Source organism: Parabacteroides bouchesdurhonensis (genome assembly GCF_900186615.1).
In the GTDB taxonomy this organism is placed as follows: Bacteria; Bacteroidota; Bacteroidia; order Bacteroidales; family Tannerellaceae; genus Parabacteroides; species Parabacteroides bouchesdurhonensis.
Window position 1 is genome coordinate 2,348,830 of the sequence record NZ_LT896588.1, and the last position, 23,432, is coordinate 2,372,261.

General features: G+C 38.0%; 18 protein-coding genes. 9 read left to right on the forward strand and 9 right to left on the reverse strand.

Annotated elements, in window-relative coordinates; all coding sequences use genetic code 11:
* Positions 1-16: 16 nt before the first annotated feature.
* Complete coding sequence (locus C1721_RS10180) at positions 17-1,393, reverse strand: DUF4270 domain-containing protein (RefSeq protein ID WP_102408239.1); 1,377 nt, start codon at positions 1,391-1,393, stop codon at positions 17-19.
* A gap of 11 nt (positions 1,394-1,404) precedes the next feature.
* The gene (locus C1721_RS10185; RefSeq protein ID WP_102408240.1) at positions 1,405-2,229 is read right to left on the reverse strand and encodes a glycogen/starch synthase; all 825 of its coding nucleotides are present in this window, start codon (positions 2,227-2,229) and stop codon (positions 1,405-1,407) included.
* Positions 2,230-2,328: 99 nt separating this feature from the next.
* Between C1721_RS10185 and panC the strand changes: the two genes are divergently transcribed.
* The 6 genes from panC (at position 2,329) to gcvT (ending at position 9,179) form a co-directional block, all read left to right on the forward strand.
* On the forward strand, positions 2,329-3,171 hold the full coding sequence (gene panC / locus C1721_RS10190) for a pantoate--beta-alanine ligase (protein ID WP_102408241.1): 843 nt from the start codon (positions 2,329-2,331) through the stop codon (positions 3,169-3,171).
* A gap of 95 nt (positions 3,172-3,266) precedes the next feature.
* Positions 3,267-3,617, forward strand: a complete 351-nt coding sequence (gene panD, locus C1721_RS10195; RefSeq protein ID WP_102408242.1) for an aspartate 1-decarboxylase — start codon at positions 3,267-3,269, stop codon at positions 3,615-3,617.
* A gap of 110 nt (positions 3,618-3,727) precedes the next feature.
* On the forward strand, positions 3,728-5,050 hold the full coding sequence (locus C1721_RS10200) for an MATE family efflux transporter (protein ID WP_102408243.1): 1,323 nt from the start codon (positions 3,728-3,730) through the stop codon (positions 5,048-5,050).
* A gap of 342 nt (positions 5,051-5,392) precedes the next feature.
* Positions 5,393-6,796: an amidophosphoribosyltransferase gene (locus tag C1721_RS10205; RefSeq protein ID WP_102408244.1), complete on the forward strand. Its 1,404-nt coding sequence runs from the start codon at positions 5,393-5,395 to the stop codon at positions 6,794-6,796.
* Between the two features lie 63 nt (positions 6,797-6,859).
* Entirely contained in the window at positions 6,860-8,080 is a 1,221-nt protein-coding gene (gene pepT / locus C1721_RS10210) for a peptidase T (protein WP_102408245.1), read from the forward strand.
* A 13-nt stretch (positions 8,081-8,093) separates the two neighbouring features.
* Positions 8,094-9,179, forward strand: coding sequence for a glycine cleavage system aminomethyltransferase GcvT (gcvT, locus tag C1721_RS10215; protein WP_102408246.1), 1,086 nt, complete (start codon positions 8,094-8,096; stop codon positions 9,177-9,179).
* Between the two features lie 92 nt (positions 9,180-9,271).
* Here the strand turns inward: gcvT and C1721_RS10220 are convergent, their stop codons facing one another.
* Positions 9,272-9,862: a DUF4251 domain-containing protein gene (locus C1721_RS10220; RefSeq protein ID WP_102408247.1), complete on the reverse strand. Its 591-nt coding sequence runs from the start codon at positions 9,860-9,862 to the stop codon at positions 9,272-9,274.
* 102 nt (positions 9,863-9,964) lie between these two features.
* Between C1721_RS10220 and C1721_RS10225 the strand changes: the two genes are divergently transcribed.
* From C1721_RS10225 to C1721_RS10235, 3 genes are all read left to right on the forward strand, one after another.
* Positions 9,965-10,678: a 2-phosphosulfolactate phosphatase gene (locus C1721_RS10225; RefSeq protein ID WP_102408248.1), complete on the forward strand. Its 714-nt coding sequence runs from the start codon at positions 9,965-9,967 to the stop codon at positions 10,676-10,678.
* A 6-nt stretch (positions 10,679-10,684) separates the two neighbouring features.
* Positions 10,685-11,713 carry a Gfo/Idh/MocA family protein gene (locus tag C1721_RS10230; RefSeq protein ID WP_102408249.1) on the forward strand — a complete coding sequence of 343 codons (1,029 nt, stop codon included), beginning with the start codon at positions 10,685-10,687 and terminating at the stop codon, positions 11,711-11,713.
* 83 nt (positions 11,714-11,796) lie between these two features.
* Positions 11,797-12,375: an RNA polymerase sigma-70 factor gene (locus C1721_RS10235; RefSeq protein WP_102408250.1), complete on the forward strand. Its 579-nt coding sequence runs from the start codon at positions 11,797-11,799 to the stop codon at positions 12,373-12,375.
* 2 nt (positions 12,376-12,377) lie between these two features.
* Here the strand turns inward: C1721_RS10235 and C1721_RS10240 are convergent, their stop codons facing one another.
* The 6 genes from C1721_RS10240 to C1721_RS10265 all read right to left on the reverse strand — a co-directional run bounded on the left by C1721_RS10240 (position 12,378) and on the right by C1721_RS10265 (position 23,400).
* Positions 12,378-13,637 (reverse strand): family 10 glycosylhydrolase, encoded by a 1,260-nt coding sequence (locus C1721_RS10240; protein WP_102409404.1) that lies wholly within the window; start codon positions 13,635-13,637, stop codon positions 12,378-12,380.
* 69 nt (positions 13,638-13,706) lie between these two features.
* Positions 13,707-15,080, reverse strand: coding sequence for a BT_3987 domain-containing protein (locus C1721_RS10245; RefSeq protein ID WP_102408251.1), 1,374 nt, complete (start codon positions 15,078-15,080; stop codon positions 13,707-13,709).
* Positions 15,081-15,117: 37 nt separating this feature from the next.
* Positions 15,118-16,986, reverse strand: a complete 1,869-nt coding sequence (locus C1721_RS10250) for a RagB/SusD family nutrient uptake outer membrane protein (protein WP_102408252.1) — start codon at positions 16,984-16,986, stop codon at positions 15,118-15,120.
* 6 nt (positions 16,987-16,992) lie between these two features.
* Entirely contained in the window at positions 16,993-20,220 is a 3,228-nt protein-coding gene (locus tag C1721_RS10255; RefSeq protein ID WP_234347411.1) for a TonB-dependent receptor, read from the reverse strand.
* 278 nt (positions 20,221-20,498) lie between these two features.
* On the reverse strand, positions 20,499-21,680 hold the full coding sequence (locus C1721_RS10260; protein ID WP_102408254.1) for a FecR family protein: 1,182 nt from the start codon (positions 21,678-21,680) through the stop codon (positions 20,499-20,501).
* Between the two features lie 184 nt (positions 21,681-21,864).
* Positions 21,865-23,400, reverse strand: coding sequence for a hypothetical protein (locus tag C1721_RS10265; RefSeq protein ID WP_102408255.1), 1,536 nt, complete (start codon positions 23,398-23,400; stop codon positions 21,865-21,867).
* Between the last annotated feature and the right edge of the window lie 32 nt (positions 23,401-23,432).

Genomic DNA, 23,432 nt, shown 5'->3' on the forward strand with positions numbered 1-23,432 from the left:
TTATATTTGTCTTTTGTCAGTTATTAAATACACATGATGTAACAATAATTTCAGTTACTTCTTCGTCTTTTCTCAATTGAACACCGGCAGGAGCCAGGTAATTGCTCAGAGAAATTGTGTAAGGGTCTTGATAATATGTACCTTGAGAGGTTTCCCGATTGACAGGTATTGCTACCAAGACAAGGTCTTTATCCGGAGCATTATCAATTTGATATTGCAGAATATTGGAAATATTCCCAAACGTGTATGAACGTGTTGAAGAACTATATTGTGTGGATAAAAATGATGTTTTATTATTTTCGACTTGATTCTTCTCAAAGAAACCCTTTACAGAATCCTGAGGCAGTAATAACAGGTATGGCGGCGGATTTAAAGCATATTGCCAATCAGGTTGAGGCATAGCCTTCATTGTAAGAGGCAAGTTTGTCAAAATCCGGTTCTTTACAACCGATACGATTTCTTTAGCCGGAAGTACAATTTGAGTACAAACGCCTGCCGGGCTTTTTATATATGTATAGCTATCATTCGGCTTTAACAACTCTGTCATATCCGTGTTTTTAAAACGGTTGAGCTGAATAACCTCTTTAGTAACATTAAAACGCTCATACCCTTTTACAATAGAATCCTGCCCTGCGCTACCTGTTACTATATAACGGTAGTAGATTGTGAAAGACGAACGGTCTACAAATAAAATATTACCTGTTCCGTATGTGTTGGTGACATACAGGCCGGGGAAGAATTTATTAAACGAATCCTGATTCTTGAAAGTCTCCGGATTATTGATTGTTTCTTCGTAAAACTTCTGTCCTAATTCTTTCGGCATGCGAATAACAACGCTTGGATAAGCTTTTGCATTGTCTACATCCAATGCATTTTCTCGTAGAGAATCCGAAATACTCGGGTCGAATGCCGTATACGTTTGTGCACCTAATGATATTTGCATATTGCAGTAATCTTTAGGGTCTATATTCGTGTAGTAGTTATCCTTCAAGGGCGAAGTTACCTGATATATTTCAGCACGCATAGGTGCTAATGAGTCACCAATCCATGAACTTGCGCTGTATTTAATTCTGAAGTCTACAGAATCTATCATCCCATCAAGCGGTTTGTGTTTAAACTGATAATCATCCGGGCAATAGAACTGGCAAATATAATCGCTTTTTAAATTTCCATAAAGCGGATCGTATATTTCTCCCAACAAACCGTATTCTGTCTTTGCATAAATGGAATCCATTTGTATGGTCGATGCCTTTAGTTGAAAAGTATCATTATATACTATCGGTCTGTCTCCTTCTGGTTGGATGGTTGATCCTACCAAGCTCAAATCATCATTACACCCGCCCAGAATACTAGCTCCCAAGCAAAGTCCGAGTATAAACAGGTTGAATTTCATTTTGTTGTTATTTATTTCTTATTGGAATCCAATACCACATCATAGAACTCATTGAATTTGTCAATATATGTTTCTGGTGATTGGTAAGGTAGGAATGGTATTTCTTTTTTTGTTGCAATGTAATCCATCACATCCTGATTAATCGTTTCACTGCCTTGTATCACCCCGTCGGCAAAATCTATAGCCAGTTTTGTTAAACCGGTGAAGCTTGTATCTGTCTTTAATAACTTCACATCGCTTTCTTTGGCACCGTCCATTTTTAACTTATTGGCAAACTCTTTTCTAAACGGAGTTTTAAAGTCATCATTGTATATGGAGTACACAATTTTTGCATTACGTAAACAAGGATCATCGGCATACATTCGTTTGATGTATAATGCAGTTAAAGCAGACATCCACCCGTGGCAATGGATAATATTCGGTATCCATCGAAGTTTCTTCACCGTTTCCAATACTCCACGTACATAGAAAATGGATCGATCGTCGTTATCCTCAAATTCTTTGCCGTTATCGTCGACAACTGTCGCTTTCCGTTGGAAGAAATCCTCATTGTCAATAAAATATACCTGCATTCGAGCCGATTGAATGGAAGCAACCTTGATAATCAGAGGATGATCGGTGTCATCAATGATAAGATTCATGCCCGATAAACGGATAACTTCATGTAATTGATTGCGTCGTTCGTTAATGTTTCCAAATTTAGGCATGAATGTCCTGATTTCGCGACCATGTTCCTGAATGCCTTGCGGTAGATTTCTGCATATTGTAGCAATCTCTGATTCGGGAAGGTAAGGCGTGATTTCTTGGGCTATAAACAAGATTTTTTTTGCATCCATTCTGTAAGTTAGTTTTATAAAGACGCTACAAAGATAATAAAATTCTTTCATTTACGGTAATTATTTACTTGCTTTGCACCGTCATTAAGCATCTATAAGATGAAAATAGTAAACAGTATTAAAGAATTGAAACAGAATCTTGCCCTTGAAAAGCAAGAAAACAAGCTGATTGGCTTTGTTCCTACAATGGGAGCATTGCATGAAGGTCACCTTAGTTTGGTGAAACATTGTGTAAAAGAAAATGATGTTTGTGTGGTGAGTATTTTTGTAAATCCCACGCAATTCAACGATAAACACGATTTGGAGACTTATCCTCGCACGCTTGAAAAAGACTGTGCCTTATTGGAGCCTACAGGGTGTAAATACGTATTTGCTCCAACTGCGGAAGAGATGTATCCTGAACCTGATACACGCACTTTCGATTTCGGAACCGTATCGCAGGTAATGGAAGGGGCAAAGCGTCCGGGACATTTTAACGGCGTGGCCCAAATCGTAAGTAAATTGTTTTATGCCGTAGAGCCGGACAACGCTTATTTCGGGGAAAAAGATTTCCAACAGATTGCTGTTATCCGTGCTATGGTGAAACAGTTGAATATACCTGTGAAGATTAATGCCTGTCCTATCGTTCGTGAGGCAGATGGATTGGCGTTGAGTAGCCGTAATACTCGTTTAACTCCCGAACTGCGTCAAAAGGCACCGCTTATTGCACGTACGTTAAAAGAAAGTACTACCTTTGCACCGGATAAGAATGTGAGAGAAGTTATCGATTATGTTGTTAATACGATAAATAAGGACTCTGATATGGAGGTCGAATATTACGAAATAGTAGATGGCAACACATTGGAATCTATTAATGACTGGTCGGATGCGGATTACATAGTTGGTTGTATTACCGTTTACTGTGGAGAAGTTCGCCTTATTGATAACATCAGGTATAAATAAGAAATACAAATTTTAATATGGGCTATATGAAGCCTGTTCGTTCTATAATCTCTCTGATTCATACATTTATAACTTATAACTCATAATTCAGTACAATGTTTATAGAGGTAGTTAAATCAAAGATTCACCGCGTAACGGTTACGGAAGCCAATCTGAACTATATCGGGAGTATTACGGTAGATGAAGATCTTCTGGATGCTGCTAACCTGATACCGAATGAAAAGGTTTCTATCGTTAATAACAACAACGGTGAACGTTTTGAAACGTACATTATCAAAGGGGAACGTGGCTCTGGCGTAATCTGTCTGAATGGTGCGGCAGCTCGCAAGGTACAACCCGGAGATGTTATTATTATCATGTCATATGCCATGATGGATTTTGAGGAAGCTAAAACGTTTAAACCGGCGGTTGTATTTCCTGATACGGCGACAAATAAACTGGTGTAGCATCGCAAGCAATATAAAGCTGTATATATTGAATAAGAAAAGAGCTCGCCGGTATCCGGCGGGCTCTTTTTATTTTTTTCTAAAGCTATTTATTACTAAAAAGATCATTTATGTATTCAAACAAGCAAATATGGAATGTTAGCTATCCGATATTTCTCGGACTTCTGGCACAAAATATCATCAATGTAACAGACACTGCTTTTCTTGGACGAGTAGGCGAGATGGAGTTAGGTGCTTCCGCTATGGGTGGATTATATTACATCTGCATCTTTACGATTGCATTCGGGTTCAGTACTGGGTCGCAAATCATGATTGCCCGCCGAAATGGAGAACAAAACTACGCAGCGGTAGGTCCGGTGATGATACAAGGCGTGTTCTTTTTACTGATGCTGGCTGCTGTTTTGTTCACCTTCTCACGTCTTTTTGCCGGAGATATTATGCGCTTGCTTATTTCATCGGATGATATTTGGCAAGCTACAATGGAGTTTCTTGACTGGCGCGTGTTTGGCTTCTTCTTTACGTTTGTAGGTGTGATGTTTCGTGCTTTGTTTATTGGTATAACCCGTACAAAGGTGTTAACGTTAAATGCCTTTGTGATGGCAGTTACAAATATATTGTTGGATTATCTCCTGATATTCGGTCATGCCGGTTTCCCGGAGATGGGTATTCAGGGAGCTGCATTGGCATCGGTAATTGCTGAAGGAGTATCAATCCTGTTTTATGTTATTTATACGCGTATTACGGTAGATAAGGAAAAATATGCGCTGAATCATTTTCGCACCTTCGATATTAATCTATTGAAGCGCGTATTAAGTATCTCGATTTTTACAATGTTGCAGTATTTTGTTTCATTGACTACTTACTTTATGCTTTTTATTGCTGTTGAACATTTGGGACAGCGCCAATTAGCCGTTGCTAATATCGTACGAAGTATCTATGTTGTCATGCTGATCCCTGTCAACTCATTGTCAATGGCGACAAATACATTTGTCAGCAATAGTATTGGAGCGGGGCATGTTGATCAGGTACTGTCTATTATTCGCCGTATTACTTATTGGTCTGTGGGCATAATGGCAGTGTTTGTTTTGGTTCTTTGTTTGTTTCCCTCCGAAGTCATTTCCGTTTATACGAATGACAGACTATTGGTGGAAGCTTCAATACCCTCCGTATATGTAATAGCAGGCGCATTATTGATATCGGCGGTTGCCAATATCGCATTTAGCGGAGTGACAGGTACGGGCAATACAAAAGCGGCCTTATACATGGAACTTGTTACCTTGTTTTTCTATGCCCTTTTTATATATATCGCAGGAATGCGTTTGCACTTGCCGGTAGCCATTTGTTTCCTTACAGAGGTAATCTATTATGTAGGCCTGTTGCTATCAAGTACTATTTATTTGAGAAAGGCGGCCTGGCAGAATAAGAAAATCTGATAATTTCATTTTAAGAATTAAACGAATAGAGATAGACCTTTGCTAGTATAAGCCCTTTTTTCCTGATAAACTAATCGGATCACGGCTGTGATTCATATAGATCACACGGGTGATCCAATCAGATCACAGAAGTGATTTATATGAATCACAGCCGTGATCCGATTAGAATGTCGGGAGAAAACAACTAAAATGTATCGTAAAGCGGAGGAAATGGATTCTATAGTTTTCCTTGCAGAAAGTATCTTTAAATAGTTACGTACTTTTACCTGTTCTCATTTGGACTATTCCTAAATAATCTCGTACATTTGTGTTCTCAAACAAAAATCAATAACAGAACAGACGATGGGAGGTTTTTTTGGCACTATTTCTAAATCGGCTTGTGCTACAGACTTATTTTATGGCACGGACTATAATTCTCATTTAGGAACCCGCAGGGGCGGTATGGCTACGCTTCACGAAGGTGTTTTTCAACGTTCAATTCATAACCTGGAAAATTCATATTTCCGTACACGGTTTGAAAGTGAATTAGATAAATTTAAAGGAAACTCTGGTATCGGTATAATCAGTGATACAGACCCGCAGCCAATTTTCATAAACTCTCATTTGGGCAAATATGCTGTTGTGACAGTTGCAAAAGTGAATAACTTGGATGAGCTGGAGCAGGAGTTGCTGGAAAAAGGACGTCATTTTTCCGAATTAAGTTCAGGTAAAATTAATCAAACGGAATTAATATCATTGCTTATTTCGGAGGGGAGAACTTTTGTAGAAGGTGTTGAAATTGTACATGAGAAGATAAAAGGATCATGCTCCATGCTGATTCTTACCGAAAATGGTATTATTGCTGCTCGTGACAAGTACGGCCGAACTCCTCTATTAATAGGTAAGAAAGACGGAGCTATTGCTGCTTCCAGTGAACCTAGCAGTTTCCCGAACCTTGGATTTGAACTGGAGTATAATGTAGGACCGGGCGAAGTTGTAATGCTTACGGCAGATAAGATAGAACAGCTTCGTAAACCTAATAAAAAGATGCAGGTTTGCTCTTTCCTTTGGGTTTATTATGGTTATCCTGTTTCTGAATATGAAGGTGTAAATGTAGATGCCGCCCGTTATGCAAGTGGTATGGCAATGGCTAAGAAAGACAAGGTTGATGCCGATTATGTATCCGGTATCCCCGATTCGGGTATCGGTATGGCTCTGGGCTATTCCGAAGGCAAAGGCATTCCTTATCGTCGTGCAATAGTGAAATATACGCCTACCTGGCCTCGTAGCTTTACACCGTCCAATCAGGCTGTTCGTGATCTGGTAGCCAAAATGAAATTGATACCAAACAGGACTTTATTACGTGATAAACGCGTTATTTTTTGTGATGATTCAATTGTTCGCGGTACTCAACTACGAGATAACGTTAATATCTTATATGGATATGGAGCAAAAGAAGTGCACATGCGTATCGGATGTCCTCCTATCTTATTTTCGTGTCCGTTTTTAGGTTTTTCGGCCTCTAAATCTGATCTTGAATTAATAGCCCGCCGTATTATAAAAGAATTGGAAGGCGATGATAGTAAGAACCTGGAGAAGTATGCTGCAACAGGATCCGAAGAATATAACAAGCTGGTTGAATGTATTCGTAAGAAATTAAATATTACTACCCTTCGGTTTAATACGGTAGAAGATCTTATTGAAGCGATCGGTCTGCCGAAAGAATGTGTTTGTACACATTGCTATAACGGATCTGGCTGTTTTTGATGGTTGAAGATATTTTCCTATCTTTATAGCATTAAAGAACAAAAAAACTAAAAGATATAGGTTATGAATTTGGTAGACAGATTTCTAAAGTACGTTACCTTCGATACACAATCAAGCGAGGAAACGGGTACAACGCCAAGTACATCCGGGCAACGCGTATTTGCACAAGCATTAGTAAAAGAATTGGAAGAAATAGGGCTGGAAGATATTACCCTGGATAACAACAGTTATCTGATGGCCACGCTTCCGGCGAACACTACTGCACATATTCCGACAATCGGTTTTATCGCTCATCTGGATACTAGCCCGGATATGTCCGGCAAGGATGTGCAACCTCGTATTGTAAATTATAAAGGAGGCGATATTGTATTATCTGAAGAGGATAATATAGTACTTTCTACGTCGATGTTTCCTGAACTTAATGATTATAAGGGGCAAGATATTATTGTAACCAACGGCAAGACTTTATTGGGTGCAGATGATAAAGCCGGTGTTGCAGCAATTATCTCTGCTGTGAAATACCTAAAAGATCATCCCGAAATAAAGCACGGAAAAATACGTATAGCGTTTACTCCTGATGAAGAAATAGGGCAGGGAGCAGATCATTTTGACGTAGATAAGTTCGGCTGTGAATGGGCTTATACGATTGACGGCGGACAGATTGGAGAACTGGAATATGAGAATTTCAATGCAGCAGGTGCTAAAGTATTGTTTAAAGGACTGAATGTTCATCCGGGATATGCTAAGAATAAGATGTTGAATGCTTGCTTGCTGGCTGCCGAGTTCGCTTCCTGGTTGCCTGCGTCACAGCGTCCTGAACAGACGGAAGGCTATGAAGGTTTTTTCCATCTTACCGGAATGAGTGGTTCTGTTGAAAACGCTTCCTTATCCTACATCATCCGAGATCATACCCGCTCTCTATTTGAACAGAAGAAAAGAGATTTGCATGCTTTGGTTGAACGTATGAACGAGATGCACCCGGGTAGTACTACTTTGGAATTACGGGATCAGTATTATAATATGCGTGAGGTGGTTGAACCGAAAAGGTTCATCGTGGACATTGCTTTTGAAGCTATGACAGCCATAGGCGTTATTCCGTTAGTTAAACCTATACGGGGAGGTACGGATGGAGCACGTCTTTCTTTTATGGGATTGCCTTGCCCTAATATTTTTGCCGGCGGGTTGAACTTCCATGGACGTTATGAATTCTTACCTGTCCATTCGTTGGAAAAGAGTATGGAAACGATAGTAAAAATAGCAGAGCTGACAGCTCAGAAATCTTAAATAAAGAAATAGTATGAAAACAACTCCGTTTACCGACGTGCATATTGCACTCGGTGCTAAGATGCATGAATTTGCCGGTTACAACATGCCTATAGAGTATTCCGGTATTATTGATGAACATATGACTGTTGTGAACAGTGTTGGTGTGTTTGATGTTTCTCATATGGGCGAATTTTGGGTAAAAGGCCCGAATGCTTTGGCTTTTATTCAAAGTGTAACATCTAATGACGCATCTACGTTACCACTGGGTAAAGCTCAATATACTTGTTTCCCTAATGATAAAGGTGGTATTGTTGATGACCTGTTGGTCTATCATTATGAACCCGAAAAATATCTGCTAGTTGTAAATGCAGGGAATATAGCGAAAGATTGGGATTGGTGTGTTAGTCATAATACAGTTGGTGCTGAACTGGAAAACTCATCAGATCGTACGGGTCAGTTGGCTATTCAAGGGCCTAAAGCTACCGAAGTATTACAACGCCTTACTCCGGTGGATTTATCTTCCATTCCTTATTATTCATTTGTTGTAGGGGAATTTGCAGGTTGTAAGAATGTGATTATTTCCAATACCGGCTATACCGGTGCCGGAGGTTTTGAGTTATATTTCTATCTGAGTGATGCCATGACCATTTGGAATGCAATTTTTGAAGCAGGCAAACCGGAAGGAATTAAACCGATAGGCTTAGGTGCGCGTGATACTTTACGTTTGGAAATGGGCTTCTGCTTGTATGGCAATGATCTGGATGATACAACTTCTCCTATTGAAGCCGGTTTAGGATGGATTACCAAGTTCGCCGACGGAAAGAACTTTACGAACCGTGCTGAATTGGAACGGCAGAAAAAAGAAGGCGTAACTCGTAAACTTTGTGCTTTTGAACTGATAGATAAAGGTATTCCCCGCCATGGATATGAAATAGTAGATGCTGACGATAATGTGATAGGTGCAGTAACTTCGGGAACTATGTCTCCGGTTTTAAAGAAAGGCATTGGTATGGGGTATGTGAAACCTGAATTTGCTAAGGCCGGTACGGAAATCTTTATTAAAGTGCGTAACAGGAACTTGAAAGCTCAGGTTGTAAAAGCGCCTTTCCGTAAATAAATCCACATGAATTAATGATCTGTTTTTATAAGAGCAGAAGGCGATGTTCCTCACGGAGCACCGCCTTCCTTATTATAGAAAAGTTGGACATGTTAATAGGTCGTACCTTGAAAAATGTTTGAATCTGAATAAGGAACCAATGTTCCTGTCATTGTCAGATTTCTACCGGAGAAGTTAGGGTCTATAGTAACCGAAGCTCTGTTGGAATCATTGTAAAGAACCAAGTTTACGGTTGCTGAAATAAATGTACCCATAACACTCATGCTTAAATACATATTACCTTCTTTATCTTGTTTCGTTTGTATATTGGATGCCATACCTTGTACGGTGATACCTCCTAATCCGTTAGGGCCGGGATTGGGATTAAAGGTTGAGGCAATTTGAACCATAGCTTGTCCATTGTTCAATGAAACGAAATTTGTGCCGGAGTTTACATAGAATACCTGGCCGTTCATCGGCTGTATGCTATTTGCTTCCAATACAAAAGACTGATTATTGAGTGCTTGTACTGCTTGATTAAACTGTTCTGCATCTTGGATGGCATCTTGGGCCAACCTTTCTTGTTTCTTTACTTCTCTTTCTACTTTCTTGGCTTCTTTGGTTACTGCTTTCTGAGCCTTCATTTGAGTCATTCCGCACATAGATACGGCTAGAACGACAATGTAACTTACAATTCTCTTCATAAGATTTAGTTTTAAAACGGTTTTAAATTGTATAGATTAAACACGAATAGTCGGAAAAAGTTCAAATAATCTGCTATTTTTGTCGTAAATAAATACGTAAATATGAAGATAGATGTATGTTTTTCTCCTGCATTATATCCAGTCTATCATGATCCGGACTCTATAGTAGTTGTTGTGGATGTTTTTAGGGCAACTACAACGATGGCTGCTGCTTTTCAGAATGGCGTGCGAACCATTCGTCCGGTAGCGACAATAGAGGAAGCCCAAGATTATAAGGCACAAGGCTGGCTGGTAGGAGCAGAGCGTAATGTGAAACGTTGTGACTTTGCTGATTTTGGAAATTCACCTTTTGATTATACTTCTGAAAAGGTATCGGGACAGGATATCATCTTTACAACGACCAATGGTACAAAGTCTATTACTATAGCCAGGAATGCATACAGAGTGGTGACCGGAGCTTTTGTGAATTTGCAGGCTGTTGTTGATTATTGTTTGATTCATAACCGGAATGTTGTGGTACTTTGTTCCGGTTGGCAAGATAAAATCAATATAGAAGATACTACTTTTGGTGGAGCTTTGGTTGATTTACTGATAAGAACGAATTTATATCAGACAGGGAGTGATGCGGCAGCTATAGCGTTGGATATGTGGAAGCGGCATCAAAACGATCTTCTTTCGTATATGGAGCAAACGGACCATATGCAACGTTTGAAAGTGAATCATTTGGAAGATGCTGTTCCGTATTGCCTTACTTTAAACAGCGTGTCATACGTCCCAGAGCTGGAAATAAAAGATAATATTCTAATTTTACATTAATACATTATGAATCAACAATACATTCAGAAAATACGCTTTGGCGTAGTTGGAACTAATTTTATCACGGATTGGGTGCTTGCCGGTGCATGCCAAGACGAACGTTTTGAATTAGTTGCTGTTTATTCTCGTACTCAAGAAACGGCAGACGCGTTTGCTGCCAAGTATCAGATCCCTTATACATTTACTTCTTTGGAGGAAATGGCTAAAAGCTCTTTGATAGACGCGGTTTACATTGCTTCTCCGAATTTTTTGCACGCTTCCCAAAGTATTCTTTGCATGCAACATGGAAAGCATGTTTTATGTGAAAAGCCGATAGCTTCTAATGCCAGGGAAGCGAGAATGATGATAGAGGCTTCCCGTAAATATAATGTGGTTCTAATGGAAGCCATGAAGCCGACACTTACGCCAAACTTTCTTTCTGTACGAAAGAATTTGGAAAGGATAGGAGTAATACGCCGTTATTTTTCATGTTATTGCCAGTATTCGTCTCGTTATGATAAGTTTAAAGAAGGTATAGTATTGAATGCTTTCAATCCTGAACTTTCCAATGGGGCAATTATGGATATTGGTGTATATACTATTTACCCGATGGTAGTTTTGTTTGGCCGTCCGAAGAAAATAGATGCTACCGGTATTGTATTGTCGTCAGGAGCAGATGGGCAAGGTGCCATTAATTTTTTATATGACGGTATGAATGCAACAGTGCTGTATTCTAAGATCGCAAATTCTTCTTTACCAACAGAGATACAAGGTGAGGATGGCAATATAACTCTTGACCGTGTTAATATTATCGGCAATGTAACCTATACTCCACGTTTGGCAGCTTCTTCGGGTCGTGGTCCAGTGCCAGAACCGGAAGATATCAGTGTGAAAGCTGAAAAGGATGAATATTATTATGAGGTGGCTGAATTTATAGATGTTATATTATCCGGTCGTCATGAATCGGAAATTAACAGTCTTGATAATTCATTGACCACAATGGAAATAATAGATGAAGTGCGTCATCAGTTGGGAATAGTATATCCGGCGGATTAAAATAGGATGTGTTAAATGGAAAAAGTAAAGGTTGATTTAACTAGTTCTTTTTTATATTTGTGTAGTAAAACCGTACTACTATTATGAATATTATTTTCAAAGATGGTTCTATTGATAATGACGAGCGTCTATTTTGTGAATTATATACTACATATAAAAGCCGACTGATCTATTTTGCTATTCGCTTTATTAAATCTGAAGTTTTGGCCGAAGATATAGTACAGGAGGCCTTTATCTCTATTTGGCTTAATCGGAAATCTTTGGATGCAGATCAATCAATAGAATCATATCTTTTTACAACTGTACGTAACAAAATATTTAACCAGTTAAAAAACATAGATAATGAAATCCGTTTGAAAGAGGCGTTATTACAAAATGCAATGGATTATTCTTACGAAGAGGTTAATCCGGTAATAGAACTGGATTTTGAAAATCTTTTCAGACGGATGCTTGGTACACTGACTCCACAACAACAGCGTATCTTTATTATGAGTAGAGAAGAGAAGCTATCTCATAAAGAGATAGCTTCCCAATTAGGTATTTCGTTGTATACGGTTAATCAACATATAACCGAAGCGTTACAAACGCTTCGTGGACAATTGTCCACGAATTCTGATCTATACACAGATTGTATTTTTTTATTTTTATTGTTTCAATTGTAATTCTATCTGTTGTTTTCAGATTCTGCTCTATCGATGCCATTCTTTAGATCTTCCCATGTTCCACGTTCGATAATGTGAGTAATATCAAATACCATTACTCCGTCGGATTGTGTTAAACATACGTATACTGCATCAGATAAATCTTTATTATTCATTGTTCCTTGAATTGTGCCGAATAGGTTACAATCATTTTTTGTTACTCTTTTACCACGGGCAATACCGTATTCAATTGATTCGGGTTCATCTATGCCATATACTATATTTAGATAAGTTCCCAGTAAGAAAACATCCAACAGATCTGCAAAACCTGTTTTATAATAATCAGTACTTGCCCAGTTATATTCTGTTGACGGATCATATTGAGGGCTTGCCCAATTTTGTCCGTTTTGATATAATGCTCCATACCATGAGGGAGACCATAATTCTACTAATACGTTTGGTTTAATACTTTTAATTTCATCGCGAGTTCTTTTAATGAAGTCGTGAATGGTTTTGGAACGGAATTCAAACCATTTCTTTGCCAACGGACCATCTATCCGTTCTCCATTTTCCCAGTGAAATATATCTTCGGGAAAGCTTTCTATTTGTTGACCAATGTAGTCTTCAAATTGCTTTCTTGTGATTTTGGAAAAGTCGGACTGTACATCCGGATAACGGCAATAATCCAGCGCATAGCCGTCTATATCGTAATTGGATACGATTTCCCGAACGAAAGTCAAAACATAATCTTGTACTTCCGGTAATGATGGATTTAAGAATGCTGCAACTTTTGTTTTATCATCTTTGATGTCTTTGAACCCATCAGGTGTCCATTGCCGGGTCGTTTTTGACGACCAATTGCTATCTTGATACACCAATCCTTCTCTGGTAACAGGATTTCCGGCAGGAAAGAAAGTCGTGGATACGATCACTTTCAGGTCCCGTTTTTTTGCTTCATCAATAAAGAACTGTAAATAGTCCCAATCCCGGACAATTGTTTTCCCGTTGATTTGGGTTAAAGGTTGCATAGTCGTTGTTTTCTTATAAAGTACTTGACCATAGATAGGGCGTACATCTACAACTATGTGGTTAAAACCTGTTTCTTTCGTTTTATCTAAATAATAACAAATGGAATCTTTGCTGGAGAAACGTTCGAAATTAGCTTCTGCATCGAACCAGAGGTATTTCGGTTTTACATCTTTCTCAGCCTTTTTCTCTTCTTTCATCTGACATCCGCCAGCCAGACAAGCAAAACATAATAATAAAGAAATTGTTAGTTTCATTTGAACTTTCATAATGATATATTTGCATGAGGAATATTCCTCATGCAAATATAATTGAACAAAATAAAATTAGTATCCCCAAACTTTGAATTCTGCTATATCCATTAAAGCACCATCTTGTGGACCTTTTCCTGCTCCACCTCCATATTCGAATGCTTCAGTGATTACCAGACGAATATAGCGGGCTTTTACAGAAGGAATATCATAGAAATGAGTACGTGGTTCATTGGATTCCATTACCCAGTCGGATAACTTTTTCCAAGTAGTATTATCTAGACTGTATTCAAAATAACCGGCTTTTTCCAAACCTCTCCATTCGTTACCGGAACCTCCAGGCTTCACTATCGCTAAGCGGGAAATCTGATGTTCTGCTCCCATGTCAAAGATGAAGAAATAAGGCATTGGCACATATGGAGGAAACCATTTTGCTGCCCAGAAGGTGGTTTCATCTCCGTCGAGCATCTTATCTGGTGTTCGTCCGTACTCTTTACCTTCTTCATCCATATCAATACACGAATTCCAGTCTATTACTTTCCATCCTGTTCTGGATAATTCATCCGGGAGAATTGTGAATTTGTAGAACTGGATACTTTCTTCATCATCAAGATAATATTGGGACACGCTTTTAATACGTAAAGGAATGACAAATGTACCGCACATTTTACTTTCTTGGAAAATGCTTTTCTTTAATTCAATAGAAATTTCTTTCTCATTACTTCCGGCAGGAATTGTAAAATCGGAAGATTCTAAAGAGTAACTTTCACTAGGTGCTATTTGTGCAAAACCCGTATAGTTTTCCATCATGGACGGATCTACTTCAACAGAGAACGTGAGTTCTTCATTGTTCTCATAGTTCGTAATCACTTTTGTTGTGAAGGTTTCGTTTCCTCCCTTAGCAGAAACTTCTACAGATTCCATATTTAAACCGGATGTTTCAAAAACCAGACAAGGTTGGTTTATAATAGGAGCTAAAATAATCATGTTTTTTTCCGGCTCTATTTCTATCCCGTTATTAGATATCATTTTAATTGGAATGATATAGCTGGACTGTTTTTTACCTTGCAAATCCATGATCTTCTGTGTGTCGAAATTAACCTCCACATAAATACGTTCTTCTTCCTTCGCAATCGTACAATTGGTGGGCATGGAATACATATCAGACGGTAATAACTTATAATCGGTATTATTTGCTTGATTGTATTCTGCTAAAGTTTCTTCATCTGCCTTAAAGGTCAGATGTGCTTCACTTGAACCTATACCACTTTTATAAATTGCAAATTTATAAGTGACTGAACCGAAGTTATATATTTTTAATTCTTGGAAACCGGATGTCAATAGATATGTTTTATCATCTACCATACCATCCAAACGAGTATCTTCACAACTTGTCAGTATGTTTACCAATAATCCAAGGCAAAATATGTATTTTATAATATGTTTCATAATTAACTCTATTTATTTGTCTTCATTTGAAAACGGATTACCAACCCTTGTTTTGTGTCATATTCTTCATTTCATTCAGTTGATCCTGACTGATAGGGAATAAATAGTATTTTTTCGGGAATGCTTGTGGGCGACAAATTTCACCTGTACGTTTCCAGGAATCTTCAAAATTCGTTGCAGCAACATTACGTCCGTAAATGATTGGCTGATCAAATTCTTTTTCGGCAATCATCCAGCGATGTACATCCCAAAAACGAAATCCTCCTCCTTCAAAAGCTAATTCTACCATCCGTTCTTTACGTATTAATTCACGGAGAAGTTCTTGATTACCTTTTACTTCAGGATAAGCTTCTTCCAGTTTATTTAATCCGCTACGCTCACGAATAAGATTGATATACTTTAATGCTTCTGCTTCTTCACGATTTGGTTTCTCATTGCAAGCTTCTGCGTAGTTTAAATAGACTTCTCCCAAGCGGAAATAAGGCCAAGTATAATACGGCCATTTGCCGGACTGAGTATCATAAGTTGGATCTGTTTGTCTTCTCCATAGGTATCCTACTTTAGTATAGTAACCAGTAGAGTTTTGATACCCACAAGTTCCACCTATATGGAATGTAATTTTCTGAATATTTTCTTTATCGAATTGATATATCCAATTCATACCACTCCAAACTACCGAAGCATAAAAGCGAGCATCACGTCCGACAACGCTATTATGTGCTTTAATTGGGAGACCGTCGCATGGATGAATGAAGTTTTCAACAAAACCTTCATCTGAATACCCGGATTTAGAATCAATGATCGGCGTGCCATCACTTTGATATCCTGTAATCGGGAAACGTCCTGATTCTTCCATAGGATAGGTATCTACTAATTTTAAAGATGGGCAATAACCTGTTTGACCTTCCTTTGTTAAAATTGCCGGATTTGCATTGTGGATCCAATCCCAAGAACCAACATAACGTCCGAAGATGATTTCTTCGTTCCAATGGGAGAAGAAAATACCTTGGTATGATTTGATTGCTTTGTCTAATGTGCTGGAACCTTCATTGCTCTTGTATAAATTATAAAGACCTAAATCAATGATTTCTTTAGAAGCTTTTGCTGCAACTTCCCATTTATTGGGATCATACGACTGAGGAAATAAATATTCTCCATCTTTATTAACTACGTCTTTATAGTAATCACAACCATTGAAAAGTGGACTTGCAGCATATAATAATAAACGAGCTTTTAAGGCCATAGCTGCCCCTTTAGTTGCCCGACCATACCATGACGCATCTGTGATTGTTAAAGGAAGTACTTCTATACATTTGTCTAACTCTTCAACAATAAAGTTGATGCACTTATCCAATGGATGACGATCTACTTCTTCCGGTCGGATAGACATGTCTGCATCCTGATCTCCCCAAATATATACCGGACCAAACCATTTAACCAGATTGAAATAGCAATATGCCCGTACAAAGCGAGCTTCTTCTTTCATGATTTTTTTGTTGGCAGCTGAAATTTCAGAATCCGGACATTCATTAATATGATTCATGAATGTTGTACATTGGTTGATACCTTGGTAACTGTATGGCCAAATGTTGTATGAATTTGTTGATGGGTTGTAAGAACCTTGATTGTAAGTTAAATAATTAACCCATGCTGTCCATGAACAATATGCTTCATCCGATAATGGAATCATACTACCCATCGCACTGAATTCAGATACTTGTCGGTCTTCAAAATTAGGTAAATAGCTATAGACATTGGCAAAATAGCGTTCTACCGTTCCTCTTTTACTAAAAGCTTCATCAATAGTTAGCTGATCTCCAAAGTTATATGTCAGATAATCATTACATGAAGTAAAAACTGACAATAGACTACACAATATAGATATTTTTAATATATTCTTTTTCATATGCTTTTAGAAATTAACGTTTAAACCTAGACTTACAGTTCGCATATTTGGATAGGTTGCACCTTGGCTATTTGTTATTTCAGGATCCCATAATTTAAATGGAGCAAATGTTAATAAATTAACTCCCTGTAAATAAAAACGGCAATTTTTCATGTGCATCTTTTTTAAGATTGATTTGGGTAAGGTATAACCAATTTCTGCATTTTTTAAACGTAGAAAACTTGCATTATATAGTTTACCCGTACAAAGCTGTTTATTGTTTTCGTTACGACTTGATGATAGACGTGGATATTTTGCATCAGGGTCTGGGTTTGCCAACGACCAGTGGTTCAATGCCAAGTCTTCATATAAGTTGGATGTTAAAAAAAGATCACTTTCAAAACCATTTATAGGATTACCATCCATCACTCCTGTCGTATTGCCAACTCCCTGGAAAAATACAGAGATGTCGAAACTTTTCCATACGGCACTTAAACCGAAACCGTAGTTTATTTCGGGAAGATCTGTATATCCCATAGCTACTCTATCATAGTCATTGACTATGCCATCTCCATTGATATCTTTGAATTTGCGGTCACCGGGACGAACTTCGCCATATTGTTGTACTGGGCTGTTGGCTATATCTTCTTCATCTTTAAAATACCCTGCACTCACGAGCACAAAACGATTATTATTGCGCAAAGGTTTGCCTATAGGATTCATATAATCATATTTAGGTGCAGGAGCGTCATCATATAATTTGATATTCCGGCTGAATGTAAAGTTTGCTCTACCGGATAAATCGACTTCTCCTATACGTTTATGATATTCTACTGAAAATTCTACTCCCTGGTTTTTCATCTGTCCGAGATTAAGGTATGGATTTACCATAACACCCACGATAGAAGGAACACTGGCTCGTTCTACAAATATGCCGTTTCGTCTTTCATTGAAATAGTCTGCTTGTATTTTTAAAGAATTAAAAAACTCTATTTCCGCTCCTATATTTAGTTTTTTTGCTTCTTCCCAGCCTACATTATTATTTCCCGGATAGCCTACAGATAAACCAGTGTAAGAAGTTCCGCCGCTTTCACCCCAATTAAATGATCCATGATTTTGCATAGTTGCATTAAAGGCAAATCGTTTCGTTTCTGAAATTTGGTCATTACCTGCTAAACCATAAGATGCTTTAAATTTTAACATGGAAACTACAGGAAGTATTGGTTTGAAAAATTTCTCATTACTGATTAAGTAACCAATAGCTGCAGAGGGGAATAAACCGAAACGATGACCTGGTGCAAAGTTTTCAGACCCATTATATCCTATATTGCTTTCGAAGAAATAGGTATCTTTAAAACCATAAGTTACACGAGCTGCAATTCCTTGATTCCTGTAAGGCAATGCGTTTTCATAACTTCCTGGAAATTCATCAAGTTTTTCACGCTGATAGAATAAGAATAATCCACCTACACGATGTATATCATTGAATACACGGCTATAGGTTGCAGATGCTTCTAGATAGGTGGTTCTTGAACCTGAATTTACGTTGCTCAATGACAGATAATCTGATCCTTCGGAAACGGTTGTGTATTCTAAGTTCCCCTCAGAGTCACGTCCTGTTGCAAAATAGGTATTAGGACTCTTTGTTCGTTTAATTGTACTGGAATGTACCGCATCCCATGAAAACTTGATATTTGCACTTAATCCTTCTAATGGAGACCATAGTTTACCTATATCTTGGGTTATTCCGATTAAAGCCTGTGCATTATTATGGAATATCTGTTGATATCCCGTTTTATTTAGTAGATTGTACGGGTTTACTACAGATTTTGCCGCCGCCAGAGTTCCATCCGAATACATTTGAGGGAATGCTATTGGTATTAAGGTAAATGAGCTCGACCAGATTTTGCTTGTGCCATCATTATCATCAGCATGTGGCTGATTTTTGTTATCATATTGTGTAGACAAATTAATATTAACAACTGTACTTGATGTCAGGTCTATATCAATGTTAGAGCGGAAATTATATTTTGTATAATACATGGAAGGGTTATATTCTTCATTACTATTGGCATTGAAAATACCATTTTCCCGATAAATAGAACCTCCTACATAGTAACGAACCATTTTACCTCCGCCGGATATATTTAAATTTATACGTTGATTGGTGGTTATATCTTTATACATTTCCTCCAACCAATTTACATTCGGGTATAAATCGGGGTCTTCTCCTGATAAGTATTTCTGGATTGTTTCGGGAGTATAATATATGTTACCGTGGTTATCATCAGCATATACTTCATTATACACATTCATAAATTGTTCGGCATTTGCCATTTTGGGCATTTTGGTAGGAGCCAGTATTCCATATTCAACTCGGGCACTGACATTGGGCTTACCCTCTTTACCACGACGCGTTGTTACTAAAATGACACCGTTTGCTCCGCGTACACCATACAAAGCTGTTGCTGTTGCATCCTTTAGAATAGAAAATGTTTCTATATCCTCAGTGTCAACCAAGTCTAGAGAACGTTCAATACCATCAACTAATACTAAAGGCTTGGTATTTGGACCAAATGTACTGATACCACGAATCCAAAAATCGGAGCCGGCTCCTGGTTCTCCGGAACGCTGTACTGCAACAATCCCTGCCATTTGTCCGGCTAAACTATTGCTTATTTGTCCAACCGGCACTCTTAAGTCACTTAGGGATACGGTACTGATTGCACCAACTACACTTTCCTTTTTTTGTTTACCAAATGCGACAACAGTTATTTCGTCCAATTCATTGGATTTTGGTTTAAGTTTGATAACCAAATTAGTATTATTGCCTACAGCTACTATCTGAGTTTCCAGACCAAGAAAAGAAACTTCCAGTTTATCGCTTGGCTTCACTCTAATGGTAAATGTTCCGTCCAAATCAGTGATAACACCACGGGAAGAGCCAGATACCAATACATTCACTCCGGGTAGAGGAGAATCCATATCGTCCAATACCTTACCTATTATCTCTTTCTCCGGGCCAGATTGTTGCCGTCCTGGCATCATTGTATTTTTACGAGAAATGTAAATTTGTTTATCATCTACAGTATAGGTATTATTTGTTCCTTCAAATAATTTGTCAAGTATTTTATCTACTGTCTGATTCTCAAAATCTGCATTTACTTTTTTATTGGGATCTAGTACGCCTTCGTAAAAAAAGATCATGAATTCACTGTTTTTTTCTATTTCTTTGAAAACGTCTTTTACTGCCATGTTTTTTGCCTTTATTGTAAGTAGAGTTGATTGCGAATAGCTTTTGTTTGCCATACAGAAACTTATTCCAATCATTAAAAAAAGACAAGTTAACTTCATTATTCTATTAAATTTTGAATAAAGAGCGCATAATGAACTCTTACGAATGAAATTTATCATACATTTGTATAGATTTTAGGTTTTACAATTATGGATTTGTTGGATTTAAAATCTCAGGACCGGATGATATTTGCGGTATTGTCCGGTCATTTTTGTCATTATCTTATTTCAATTATAATTTACTCATAGGCATTGTGATTTAAGGTTACTACGAATTGATTATCTCTTTGCTCTACAAGAATTGGAGCTGTCTGTTTTAGTCCATTTAAAACACGAGATAGATTGTCTTTTAGATCTAACTTTCCATAGCATATAAGTTTAGCAGCTTCCGGTTCTACCTGAATAGTTATTCCATAATAGCGAGACAATCGTTTTAATATTTCTCCCATATTTTCACTCTTAAATTGGTAGAATCCATCTTTCCAGGAAATATAATCAGTTACATCTACTTCATGAATATTTATAGATCTTGTTTCCTCCGTATAAGTCAAACAGTTTTTAGGAGTAAGGTCTGACTGTTTATTATCAGCATGTACTTGTACAGAACCAGAAACTAGAACAACTGTGGCTATTTTGTCACTCTCATAAGCCATAACATTAAATTCTGTACCCGTCACGCGGACATCCATATTTTTTGTTCTTACAAAGAAGGGGGATCGTTTATCGGAATGTACATTTAGGAATATCTCTCCATCTACATAAATTTCCCGTATGTTTTTTTTAAAAGTTACCGGATATATTACACTTGTTCCGGAATTAACCCAAAGAATTGTACCGTCTGAAAGTTCCAATGTTGAGCGTTTGCCTGTTGGAACAATCAATTGATTATATTTTTCTTCTTTTTCTTTAACTGGTGTTTCTTCATGAACTATTTTATCATTAACTTTTACATCTCCCCCTGTATTATATTTTACGTTAGCGGCTTCTCCTTCTAATGCAATCCTTTTATCATCGGTGAGTACAAGTTGGATTTCATTGTCATTGGATTTCTTTTTTAGTTTATCAGCAATTTTTCGGATTTCAGGATTTATCTTATATTTTGTTTCTTCTGAGAAGTGGTATCCAATAGCTAAAAAGATTAAAATACTAGCTGCAATACTAGACGCATAGATAAAAATGAGTTTTTTATTTTTTGATTGCCTTTGTTTTTGTATTAACCGTTTAGCCTCTTCTTTCCTTAATTCGGGATTTTCTTTCATGCCTTGAGTTTCTTTCCAGATAGCAAGGGACAGCATTTCAAACTCGTTCTCTCCTTCTTGAGTGTTCATATAAGACTTCAGTTTGTCTATATCCTTACGCTGATATATACCAGATACTAACTTGGACAAAGGAGATTTGTTATCTATATGTTTATTTTTCATATCTGCTTTTTGACTATTCTATAAATTATACAATGCAAAATAGAAGAGTAGGGAGATGAATTTGAACTTTAACATTTATTTTAATATCTATACCTGTTTATAGTGTCGATAGACTATTAATAATAAAAAGCTACCCGTCTCACGACGAATAGCTTTTTATACCTTGTGAGTTTTATATAAAGAGTTAATAATCTGTATTTTGAGGATCAAAATTGGTCCAGCCTTTCATCCAGTTGTCTGCCTCGGAATCACTTTTGAAAGCTCCGATATAATCAACTTTATCAAAGAAAGGATCGCTCAACATGGCATCAGTAAACAAATCGGCATGTTCTACTAATGGGCTACCTGATTTAGGTCCATAATTCGGGGATGTTGCCAGACTGTTCGGTTGATTAAGACCAAGCTCTGCTATTGTATCGAAGTACTTATTTCCCGTTTGATTCAAGAAGAAATCGTGTGAGAAGGAGATTTTGCCTGCTTCTTCATTCGTTCCGTCGGTTGAATACAAGTCTTTCCATGATTTATTTACGTCTGAGCCTAAAACAGTCATTTGGGCAAAGTACAGGTTGTTGAGTTTCAGGTCGCCGTTAGTAGCCCATGTTTGGGTAGTACCTTTCTGATTATCTAATAATATACCTACCGGATAGCCAATTGCTACAGAATTGAAACAATTCAGTTTGCTGTTACGGCGGATTTGCATGGCAGCTTGGAATGTTCCAGTTTTGGAACCGTTGTTCGGGTTCAGGGTTCCGCCATTGATATAATCGGAAGTATTAGCAAAATCGGCTGCTTGTCCGATTGGACCTACAAAGGTAACATTGCTGAATGTACAAGTAGTGAAAGGGTCTTTGGTTGAACCGTCGGCATCGTTATCCGATTCGAAGCCGTTGGACAAAGACGTATCGGCAATTTTAGGATGGCGTACACCTAATAGGAATTGTAATTTACCGGAGAAGCCGTTGTCTGTATCAAATTCATCATCCCAACCGTGATAAGCTACCAAATATTTACAGTTTACAGTACCACCGAACCATTCGTAAGAGTCGTCGTTGGAGTATGATACCTGCAAATGGTCAACCTGTGTGCCGCTACCAACAGAACCAAAAGTAATTCCGTTTATTTCCTGGTCTGCCTTGAATGGATAACCGGCAAATTCAACACGTACATAGCTGATGATACCGGAATTGTCCGTGTCATCCTGACCACCGTACATTGTTCTCGGACCTCCTTCGATTTGTTTCTCTACGCCATTGTTCTTTGCCTTACCGCAGATGATTAATCCACCCCAATCACCTGGACGGCGAGAGCCTGGGACTTGTTCTGATGTCATGACAATAGGAGCATCCGCCGTACCTTTAGCGAATAGTTTACCTCCACGTTCTACAATCAATGCAGCTTTTGTTTCTTTGTCACCTTTGATGATGGTTCCCGGTTCGATAGTCAGTTCCACTCCGTCTGCGACATAACACCATCCCTTCATGTGGTAAGTGCCTTTTTTCAACGTATATTTTCCTTTAGGCATTTCGAATTCCTGTTCGCCATTACCCAGTTGGCTGATACTTCCATCTTCTGCTTTGAAAAGGATAACATCTTCCAGTTCGTTTTTCTCACCCGGATCTGTACCGGGGGCAGTACTGTTGCTGTCGTCACTACATGCTGTCATGGAGATAACGGTTGCTACCATTGTAAAGAATACATTTGCTAAACTAATCTTTTTCATATTCTCTCTGTTTAATTAAATAATAAATATGT

What these genes read in the sequence shown, in the direction of transcription:
- C1721_RS10180 (WP_102408239.1), bottom strand. Translation starts at nt 1,393, where the DNA reads ATGAAATTCAACCTGTTTATACTCGGACTTTGCTTGGGAGCTAGTATT.
- C1721_RS10185 (WP_102408240.1), bottom strand. Translation starts at nt 2,229, where the DNA reads ATGGATGCAAAAAAAATCTTGTTTATAGCCCAAGAAATCACGCCTTAC.
- panC (WP_102408241.1), top strand. Translation starts at nt 2,329, where the DNA reads ATGAAAATAGTAAACAGTATTAAAGAATTGAAACAGAATCTTGCCCTT.
- panD (WP_102408242.1), top strand. Translation starts at nt 3,267, where the DNA reads ATGTTTATAGAGGTAGTTAAATCAAAGATTCACCGCGTAACGGTTACG.
- C1721_RS10200 (WP_102408243.1), top strand. Translation starts at nt 3,728, where the DNA reads ATGTATTCAAACAAGCAAATATGGAATGTTAGCTATCCGATATTTCTC.
- C1721_RS10205 (WP_102408244.1), top strand. Translation starts at nt 5,393, where the DNA reads ATGGGAGGTTTTTTTGGCACTATTTCTAAATCGGCTTGTGCTACAGAC.
- pepT (WP_102408245.1), top strand. Translation starts at nt 6,860, where the DNA reads ATGAATTTGGTAGACAGATTTCTAAAGTACGTTACCTTCGATACACAA.
- gcvT (WP_102408246.1), top strand. Translation starts at nt 8,094, where the DNA reads ATGAAAACAACTCCGTTTACCGACGTGCATATTGCACTCGGTGCTAAG.
- C1721_RS10220 (WP_102408247.1), bottom strand. Translation starts at nt 9,862, where the DNA reads ATGAAGAGAATTGTAAGTTACATTGTCGTTCTAGCCGTATCTATGTGC.
- C1721_RS10225 (WP_102408248.1), top strand. Translation starts at nt 9,965, where the DNA reads ATGAAGATAGATGTATGTTTTTCTCCTGCATTATATCCAGTCTATCAT.
- C1721_RS10230 (WP_102408249.1), top strand. Translation starts at nt 10,685, where the DNA reads ATGAATCAACAATACATTCAGAAAATACGCTTTGGCGTAGTTGGAACT.
- C1721_RS10235 (WP_102408250.1), top strand. Translation starts at nt 11,797, where the DNA reads ATGAATATTATTTTCAAAGATGGTTCTATTGATAATGACGAGCGTCTA.
- C1721_RS10240 (WP_102409404.1), bottom strand. Translation starts at nt 13,637, where the DNA reads ATGAAACTAACAATTTCTTTATTATTATGTTTTGCTTGTCTGGCTGGC.
- C1721_RS10245 (WP_102408251.1), bottom strand. Translation starts at nt 15,080, where the DNA reads ATGAAACATATTATAAAATACATATTTTGCCTTGGATTATTGGTAAAC.
- C1721_RS10250 (WP_102408252.1), bottom strand. Translation starts at nt 16,986, where the DNA reads ATGAAAAAGAATATATTAAAAATATCTATATTGTGTAGTCTATTGTCA.
- C1721_RS10255 (WP_234347411.1), bottom strand. Translation starts at nt 20,220, where the DNA reads ATGGCAGTAAAAGACGTTTTCAAAGAAATAGAAAAAAACAGTGAATTC.
- C1721_RS10260 (WP_102408254.1), bottom strand. Translation starts at nt 21,680, where the DNA reads ATGAAAAATAAACATATAGATAACAAATCTCCTTTGTCCAAGTTAGTA.
- C1721_RS10265 (WP_102408255.1), bottom strand. Translation starts at nt 23,400, where the DNA reads ATGAAAAAGATTAGTTTAGCAAATGTATTCTTTACAATGGTAGCAACC.